Origin of the sequence: Methylobacterium indicum, assembly GCF_001043895.1 — a bacterium.
In the GTDB taxonomy this organism is placed as follows: domain Bacteria; phylum Pseudomonadota; class Alphaproteobacteria; order Rhizobiales; family Beijerinckiaceae; genus Methylobacterium; species Methylobacterium indicum.
The window spans coordinates 1-7,732 of sequence record NZ_JTHF01000173.1 but is presented as its reverse complement, the minus strand read 5'-3'; the positions used below and the strand labels follow the sequence as shown (position 1 = coordinate 7,732).

General features: G+C 73.9%; 11 protein-coding genes. 7 read left to right on the top strand and 4 right to left on the bottom strand.

Translation table 11 applies throughout. From position 1 onward, the window contains the following. Window positions 1-264: 264 nt before the first annotated feature. A complete protein-coding gene (gene gspG / locus QR78_RS20335) occupies window positions 265-720 on the bottom strand; it encodes a type II secretion system major pseudopilin GspG (RefSeq protein WP_048429395.1) in 456 nt (151 codons plus the stop codon). A gap of 188 nt (window positions 721-908) precedes the next feature. On the opposite strand from gspG, the gene QR78_RS36155 reads away from it, so the two are divergent. From QR78_RS36155 to QR78_RS20300, 7 genes are all read left to right on the top strand, one after another. Further along, window positions 909-1,940, top strand: coding sequence for a hypothetical protein (locus QR78_RS36155; protein WP_244276631.1), 1,032 nt, complete (start codon window positions 909-911; stop codon window positions 1,938-1,940). Next, window positions 1,940-2,446 (top strand): prepilin peptidase, encoded by a 507-nt coding sequence (locus QR78_RS20325; RefSeq protein ID WP_048429394.1) that lies wholly within the window; start codon window positions 1,940-1,942, stop codon window positions 2,444-2,446. Before QR78_RS36155 ends, QR78_RS20325 begins: the two co-directional genes overlap by 1 nt. Beyond that, window positions 2,443-2,898 (top strand): prepilin-type N-terminal cleavage/methylation domain-containing protein, encoded by a 456-nt coding sequence (locus QR78_RS20320; RefSeq protein ID WP_244276630.1) that lies wholly within the window; start codon window positions 2,443-2,445, stop codon window positions 2,896-2,898. Before QR78_RS20325 ends, QR78_RS20320 begins: the two co-directional genes overlap by 4 nt. Then, the gene (locus QR78_RS20315; protein WP_048429393.1) at window positions 2,895-3,287 is read left to right on the top strand and encodes a hypothetical protein; all 393 of its coding nucleotides are present in this window, start codon (window positions 2,895-2,897) and stop codon (window positions 3,285-3,287) included. The genes QR78_RS20320 and QR78_RS20315 overlap by 4 nt, the downstream gene beginning before the upstream one ends. Continuing rightward, window positions 3,284-3,904 carry a prepilin-type N-terminal cleavage/methylation domain-containing protein gene (locus QR78_RS20310; protein ID WP_048429392.1) on the top strand — a complete coding sequence of 207 codons (621 nt, stop codon included), beginning with the start codon at window positions 3,284-3,286 and terminating at the stop codon, window positions 3,902-3,904. The genes QR78_RS20315 and QR78_RS20310 overlap by 4 nt, the downstream gene beginning before the upstream one ends. Beyond that, window positions 3,901-4,797, top strand: a complete 897-nt coding sequence (locus QR78_RS20305; protein ID WP_048429391.1) for a type II secretion system minor pseudopilin — start codon at window positions 3,901-3,903, stop codon at window positions 4,795-4,797. Before QR78_RS20310 ends, QR78_RS20305 begins: the two co-directional genes overlap by 4 nt. Window positions 4,798-4,932: 135 nt before the next feature. Beyond that, window positions 4,933-5,421 carry a hypothetical protein gene (locus QR78_RS20300; protein ID WP_048429390.1) on the top strand — a complete coding sequence of 163 codons (489 nt, stop codon included), beginning with the start codon at window positions 4,933-4,935 and terminating at the stop codon, window positions 5,419-5,421. Window positions 5,422-5,451: 30 nt separating this feature from the next. Here the strand turns inward: QR78_RS20300 and QR78_RS20295 are convergent, their stop codons facing one another. The 3 genes from QR78_RS20295 to QR78_RS20285 all read right to left on the bottom strand — a co-directional run. Then, entirely contained in the window at window positions 5,452-6,402 is a 951-nt protein-coding gene (locus tag QR78_RS20295) for a class I SAM-dependent methyltransferase (protein WP_125901308.1), read from the bottom strand. Between the two features lie 10 nt (window positions 6,403-6,412). Further along, entirely contained in the window at window positions 6,413-6,961 is a 549-nt protein-coding gene (locus QR78_RS20290; RefSeq protein ID WP_048429388.1) for an RBBP9/YdeN family alpha/beta hydrolase, read from the bottom strand. Window positions 6,962-7,004: 43 nt separating this feature from the next. Then, window positions 7,005-7,732 (bottom strand): UV damage endonuclease UvsE (locus tag QR78_RS20285; RefSeq protein ID WP_048429387.1); only part of this gene is annotated, 728 nt, incomplete at its 5' end.

The following is a 7,732-nucleotide window of genomic DNA, read 5'->3' as shown; positions in this document are numbered from 1 at the left end:
GGGCCGGACGTTAGGGGAGTTATGGTTAACGAGGCGTTGAGACGCGCCGTCCGGCCCCTGTCTCACAGTTGCCGCACAGGATGAATGCAGCTTCCGCGTGCGTCGTGCCCGAGTGATCGCGCGACCGGGAGCCGGGACGTCGCAAGTTGCGGCAATGGAAGCCGCACGGCGCCGGGATGCCGCCCAGGCGACACGATCGGAAGAGGCCGCCCTCGACGGGGATTTTACTGTAAGGCCGTCGGAATCGTCCGCCGGCCCGAGAGGTCAGTTGCTCGCGACGTCGGCCTGATCGCCGCTGCCGCCGGCCTTGCCGTCGGCGCCGAGGCTGTAGACCTCGAACGGCGTGCCGCCGCTGCCCGGCGCGCGGTACAGGTAGGCGTGGCCCCACGGATCGACGAGGCCGCGGGCGTCGCGCACGTAGGGCCCGCGCCAGGCCGGGCCGCTCGCCTGCACCAGCGCCTGGAGACCCTGCTGGGTCGTCGGGTAGGCGCCGAGGTCGAGGTAGTAGAGCTCGACCGCCTGGGCGATGTTCTTGACCTGGATGCGGGCCGTCTCGCCCTTGGCGCGGCCGAGATAGCCGAGGACCTGCGGGGTCACCATGGTGGCGATCATGCCGATGATCGCCAGGACGACCAGCAACTCGACGAGCGAGAAACCGGCCTGGTTCGCGGGTGGGTTCCGTTGCGGCTCCCGGTTGTCCTCGGTGGTCGTGGTGAGCATCCGGCAGCCTCGGCGCGGGGGATAGTGCGGCCGGCAAGGTGCCGTCTCTTCGTAAAGAAGCCCTCACTGCCTTGCCGGACCGGCGGAGCGGTCCCCGACCGAGTCGCGATTTATTATCGAATCTGTGGACAGGATCGGCCCCGCGATGCGGCGAGGGCGATGGGACGACCGTGAACGGGATGCGCGCGATGAGACGGATGGATCGCATCACCGGACGCCCGCGGCGGCCCGGCCGGCGCGCCCTCACCCTGGCGGGCCTCTCGCTCGCCGGTCTCGTCGCCCTCTGCGGGGCCGCGCTCGCCGCCGCGCCGCTCACGGTGCCGCTGCCGGCGCCGTTCCCGCCGGTACGGGTGCTGACGCTCCTCGTCGGCCTCCACCTGATCGGCCTCAGCTTCGGGCTCGGGGGCGCCACGATGCTCGATTTCTGGATCCTGCGCTGGATGCGCTGGGGCAGCCTGCCGCCCGAGATCGCCCGCATCTTCCTGTTCGTCGGCAAGGTGGTGACGGTCGGGCTCGGCCTGCTCTGGCTCTCGGGGCTGGGCTTCCTCGCCGTCTACGCGGCCGAATCGCCGGAAAAGCTCGCCAACCCGAAGCTGTGGGCCAAGCTCGTCGTGGTGCTGGCCCTGACCGTGAACGGCCTCGTGATCCACGCGGTCGTGCTGCCGGGCGTGCTGCGCGACATCGGCCGGCCGATGCTCGACGGGGTGTCGGGGGTGCGCACCGGGATCTTCCTGGTCTCCGGCGCGGTCTCCGGCGTGTCCTGGTACGCGGCCTTCGCGCTCGGGCTGATGCGCGAATGGAACGGCGTCGTCCCGACCGGGCTGCTGCTCTCGCTGTGGCTCGCCGGGGTGCTGGCGGCCTCGCTCGCGGCCTATTTCTACTGGCTGCACCTGCGCGAATGGACCCTGCGCCAGGCCGCCCGCAGGGCCCCGGCCGCGGTGCCGGCCACGATGCCCGCACCGGTGGCGGAGGTGCCCACCTCCCTGATCGAGATTGACCGGGTCCCCGAGCCGGAGCCGGCGATCCCGGCCTCTTCCCTGGCAGCCCCTCCGGCGGACTCTCTCGCCGAGCCCGTCGCCCAACCTCTTGCCGGACCCCTTGCCCAACCCCTTGCCACTTCCGCCGGCATTCCCATCGCCGTCCCCGCGCGCATCCCGCAGGACCGCATCCTCGCCCTGACGCCGGCCTCCGCCCGCGCTCGCGCGCCGCGGCGCGCGTGATGTCGGCGGCGCTCTCGGGCCTGCTGCTGGCCCTGCTGCCGCTGCCGCTGACGCTGCCGGCCGGCCTGATCGACCTGCGCTCCCGCATCATCCCGGACGGGCTCAATCTCGGGCTTCTCGGTCTCGGCCTCGCGGTCGCGGCATGGCGGGACGGGAGCGGGGCGGCGCCTCTCGCCCTCGCGCAGGCGATCCTCGCCTACGGGCTGTTCTACGGCCTGCGCGCGCTCCACGCGCGGGCGACCGGGCGGATCGGACTGGGGCTCGGCGACGTCAAGTTCATCGCCGCCGCCACGGTCTGGACCGGGCTCGCGGGCCTGCCGGTCCTGATCCTCGCGGCGAGCCTGTCGGCCCTCGCGGCGGTCGGTGCGCTGGCGCTGGCCGGCCGGCCGGCCGGGCGCGACACCGCCCTGCCGTTCGGCCCGTTCCTCGCGCTGGGCCTGCATGTCGGCCTCGCCGTCACGGCGCTGGGCCTCGATGCGGATCGCGTCGCCGGGGCGATCGGGTGAGGGCGGGTGGGACGCCGTGGGAGGACGGCTTCACCCTCGTCGAGATGCTCGTGACGATGGCGATCCTGGCGCTCGCCGCGGGGGTCGCGTTCCAGTCCCTCGGCCCCGGGGCCCTCGACCGGCGCGTCGTGCTGGTCGCCGAGACGGTGGCGGCCGAGATCGGCCGGCTGCGGGCCGAGGCGATCCGCACGGGCCTGTCCGGACGCCTCGCCTACGAGCCCCAGGCCGCCCGCTTCGTCAGCTCCCGCCCCGGGGCGCCGCCGATCCCGGTCGGGGCGCTCACGGTCGCGGTCGAGCCGGGTCCGGTCGGCCGGCCGGAGCCCGGAGAGCTGCGGCTCCTGCCCGACGGCAGCTCGACGGGCGGGCGGATCCTGCTCGCCGCCGGTCCGTCGCGCCGGATCCTGTCGGTCAGCGCCCTCACCGGGCGGGTGCGGCGGGAGGACGGGCCGTGAGCCCGCGGCGCGCCCGGGAGGACGGCTTCACCACCGTCGAGGTGCTGGTGGCCTTCGCGATCGCCGCCGCGGCGACCATCATGGCGTTCGAGATCGCCGGCACGGCGGCCGGCGCGGTGCGGCGCCTCGAGGCCCGGCGGATCGCCGCCGACGAGGCGGAGGGCGTCGTCTTGCGCCGCCTCGCCGAGGGCCCGCTGCGGCCGGGCCTGATCCAGGGCCGGTTCTCGGACGGGACGCCCTGGACCCTGGCGATCCTCGACCTGCGCCCGATCCTCGGGCTCGGCCGCGCGCCGCCGCTCTGGCGCGTCCGGGTCACGGCCGGCGGGCCGGACGCGCCCCCGCTCTACGCCACCCTCGTCGCGGGCAAGCCCGGGGAAGGGGCCCCATGAGCCGGCGCCCCATGAGCCGGCGCGCCTCGATCGACGGAGGACAGGCCGGCTTCACCCTGGTCGAGACCCTGGTCTGCCTCGCGCTGGCCGGGCTGATCGGCGTGCTGCTGCTCAATGCCGTGCGGATCGCCGGCGGCGCCTCGGCGGCGGCCTCCCGCGCATCCGCCGCCGAGGAGGTGCAGTCGGTGCGCGACCACCTGCGGCGCACCCTCGGCAGCCTGGCGCAGCGGCGCCGCGACGGGAGCCGGCCGACCCTCGTCGGCGGGTCGGACGGGCTCGTGGCGGTGCTGGCCCCCGACCGCACGCTGGAGCGCCCGACCGAACGCGCCGCGGCCCTGTCCCTCGTGCCGGGGGCGCAGGGCGCCCTCGACCTGCAGGAGACCCGGAGCGAGCGGGAGACCGCCGGCGCGACGATCGGCGAGGTCGTCCTGGGGCGGATCGCCGGGCTCGGCATCCGCTACTACGGCGCGCCCTCCGACGGCGCCCGGCCGGTCTGGCTGACGGCCTGGTCGCGGGCCGACCGGGCGCCGCTCCTCGTCGAGATCCAGGTCGCCTTCCCCCCAGGGGACCGCCGCCGCTGGCCGCCGCTCCTGATCGCCCTCGAGGCCGGTCCGTGAGCGCGCCCGACGCGGGATCGCCCGATTCCGGCGAGGCCGGCTTCGTCCTGCTCTCGGTGCTGGCGATCTTCATCGTCGTCGGCGCGGTGCTGGCGGGAGCGCTGCTCCAGATCCGCTCGGCGACCGGCCTCGCCCAGGCCCGGGCCGACGCGGTGCGGCTCCAGGGAGCGGCGGACGGGATCGCCCGCCTGATCGCCTACGAGCTCGAACTGGGGCGGGTCTACCGCCGCTCCGAGGCCGGCCTGCCGGAGGATGGCACCGTCACCGCCTGCCCGCTGGCACCGGGGCGGGTCGCCCTGGTGTCGCTCCAGGACCAGGGTGGCCTGATCGACCTCAACGCCACGCCGCGCCCGGCGATGGAGGAGGCGTTCCGGCTCCTCGGCGTGCCGGACCGGGACGCGATGGCGCTCGGGGCCGAGATCGTCGATTACCGCGACCCGGACGACGCGCCCGAGCCGAATGGCGGGGCGGAGCTGCCGCAATACCGCGCCCGCGGCCTCGCCTGGGGGCCCCGCAACGGCCCCTTCGTCAGCGCCGACGAGATCGGCCGCCTGCCCTCGATGACGCCGGCCCTGGCGGCGCGCCTCGCCCCGGTACTCACGGTCTACAATGCCGGCGGCCGCTTCGACCTCGCGGCGCTGGTGCGGCGGGTCAACCCGGGGGCGATCCGGTCGCTCCCGGGCTCCGCCGATCCGGTCCCGTCGCCCCGCCAGGCCTTCCGCCTGTCCGTCGTCGTCGCGGAGGGCCGCGCCCGGGCCGGACGCTCGGCGATCCTCGACCTCGGCGGCGGCGGCTTCCTGGTCTGGCAGCAGACCGTGGCGCCCGATCTCGTCGAGGGAGCCGGGCACCCCGCCTGCGCGAGGCTGGCGGCGGCCTTCGCGGCGGGGCCGTGAGGCGTGCCTGCCGCAAAGGAAACCGCAGGCCCGCCGCTCGTCCCGCGTCATCGGGCCGGATCTCTTCGGCCGCCGCCCGAGTTGATCCAAGCTGAGCGATGGGACGCCCTCGCGGGAGACAAGGAGCACGGCGCGATGATGGAGACCCTGACGGTTCCCCGGTGCCCCGACGTGGTGCTGTCGGATTTCGGGAGCTTCTTCGAGGAGCAGCGGCGGCGCCGCGAGGCGAGCCCGGTCGCCGAGGCGCAGCCCGAGGCCGCGCTCTCGGACGAGGACGCCCGGCGCGTGGCGCTGCTGCACGACATTTCCGCCGAGGTGCTGAACGCGGCCTCGGCGCAGCTGGCGCCCCACGGCGTGCTGGTGGAGCGCGGGCCATCCCTGCGCGGCCGGCCCGATTTCGAGCAGGCCTACACCCAGTTCATGCTGATCAACCGGCAGACCGGCCGGGCCTCGGACGTCTACGTGATGAGCATCACGGATGCCGGCTACTTCCTGGCGAGCGCCTGCGACCCGCGCCTCGACCACGACCACCTCGACCGGCAGGTCACCCACTGCGCGGCGAGCGCGCTCACCTGCGACGTCGTCGCCCGGGTGATGAAGGACGCGATCCTGCACGTCGCCTGACGGCGGGAGCCCGGCCTCCGCGACGCGCGCCTACTCCTTGTGGGCGAACAGGTAGGTGCCGCTCGCCAGCTCCATGTTCTTGTCGTCGCCGAGCTGCGTCACGTAGGGCTCCTTCAGGAGCGAGAGCGGGTCGGCGGTGAAGTCGGAGAGGCGGCGCGACAGGAAGCGCTTGCGCACGTCCGGCGGCAGGCCGGCGGCCCAGGACTGGACGATCCAGGTCAGGGTCCAGATCGGCAGGAGCGAGGTCGGGACGTACTGGTGGTCGACGGCGAGCTGGCCGGCGAACAGGTTGCGCAGGCCCTCGCCGGTCATGTTGTAATAGTGGTGCGGGTAGCCGTGCAGCGGCTGCAGGAACGGCACCGCGCAGACCAGTCTTCCGCCGGGCTTGAGCACCCGGGCGATCTCGCGGGCGCAGGCGAAGGGATCGCGGACATGCTCCAGCACCGCGATCGAGATCACCCCGTCGAAACTCGCATCGCGAAACGGCAGCACCTCGCCGATGCCCAGCACGTCGGTGGTGTCGTAATCGGCGATCTCGAGGTTGACGACGTTGGCGTAGTAGCGGTCGCGCCGGCCGGCGCCGCAATCGAGGATCAGCCCGTCCGGGTTGGCGTCGATCAGTTCCAGGACGTGGGCGTCGTAGGCGTTCTGCGAGACGTTGGGGCTGTCCTCGGCGCCCGAGAGCGCCCGCAGCTCCTCGCTGAGGTAATCGTATTTCTCGCCGAGGCGGCGATGGGGCAGGTCGTCCCGCATCAGGGGGGCGAGGCGCGCCAGCTTGTCGGCCCGCATGGCCTCCAGCCCCGCGGGCAACCGGCTCTGGCGCCGGGCCTGGCGCAGACCGTGCTTCTCGAAATGCGCCCGTCCGCTGGCGAGCCGACCCTCGCGCACCGCGAGATGAATGTCGGGGTTCGCCGCCAGATAGTCGGCCTCGCGGAAGGTCGCCGCCGTCGCCGGCTCGACCATGTCGAGATGGGGGATCACGGGTGCGGCCCTACAGGGTGCGCAGGAAGCCGGCGAAGCGCATCAGCCCCTCCGGCCAGGGCCCGTGCCCGCTCTCGGAATTGAGGTGGCCGGACTCGCCGGCATCGACCAGCTCCGCCCCCCAGGCGGCGGCGAACTCGCCCGCGCGGTCGTAGGACGTGTAGGGGTCGGTCCGGCTCGTCACCAGGACCGCGGGGAAGGGCAGGGGCTCGCGCGGGATCGGTGCGAAGCTGCGCAGCACCGCCGGCGTGTCGGGCCGCTCGATGTCGGGCAAAGCGACCAGGAAGGCGCCGGCGACCGCCCCCTCGGGCAGGTACGGGGCCGCCTGAACGCAGGCGATCACCCCGAGGCTGTGGGCGACCAGCAAAGCGGGCCGGTTCGCCGCCTGCACCGCCGCGATCACGGCGTCGCGCCAGGCCTCGGGCTCGGGATGGTCCCAGCTCGCCTGATCCACCCGGCGGGCGGTCGAGAGCCGCTCCTGCCAGCGGCTCTGCCAGTGGTCGGGCCCGGAATTGGTGTAGCCCGGGACGACGAGGATGTCGCAATCGGCCGATTTCATGCCGCACCGTTACAGGCACGGCGCCCCAGCGTCGAGACCATCCCTACTCGGCCGCCAGAGCCGGCACGGCCGGCGCGGTGCCGAGGAGGATCGGGCCGACCTGCAGCGCCAGCCCGGTCGAGGCGAGGTTCTTGTGCTTGGCCTCGACCTCGATGTCGCACCAGGCGAGGTGGCGGGCGATGTGGTCGTTGAGCGCCCGGTTCCACATCAGGTCGGAATGGGCGGCGAGGTCCCGGCCCTTGAGTCCGGCCTCGGTCAGGGCCGCGAAGTCGGGCAGCGCGTCGGGGTCGTGGCCCGGCAGCACGTCCTCGCGCGAGACGCTGACATGGCCGACCGGGCGCACCCCGCGCCAGGATTCGATCACCCGGGCGATGCGCGGATCGTCCGGCTCGAGATAGCCGCCGCGGCTGTGGATCCAGTGATGGTGCAGGTCGAGGACCACCGGCACCCGGTCGGCGAGGCGCAGCACCTCGTCGAGACCGAAGGCGGATTCGTCGTTCTCCACCGTGACGAGGTCGCGGGCGACCTGCGAGACCTTGTCCAGGTTCTCCCGGTACGCCTCGACGCCGGGATCGCGGGCACCGACATGGATGTTGATATGGGCGCCGTGCGGGTGCCAGCCGCCGCCATAGCCCATCATCGCCATCACCTCGGCGTGGTAGTCGAGCTCGGCGATGCCGTTCGCGAGCGCCGCCGGGTTGCGGCTGGCCAGGATGCAGAACGGGCCCGGATGCATGCTGAGCCGGACCCCGCCCGCCCGCGCCGCCGCGC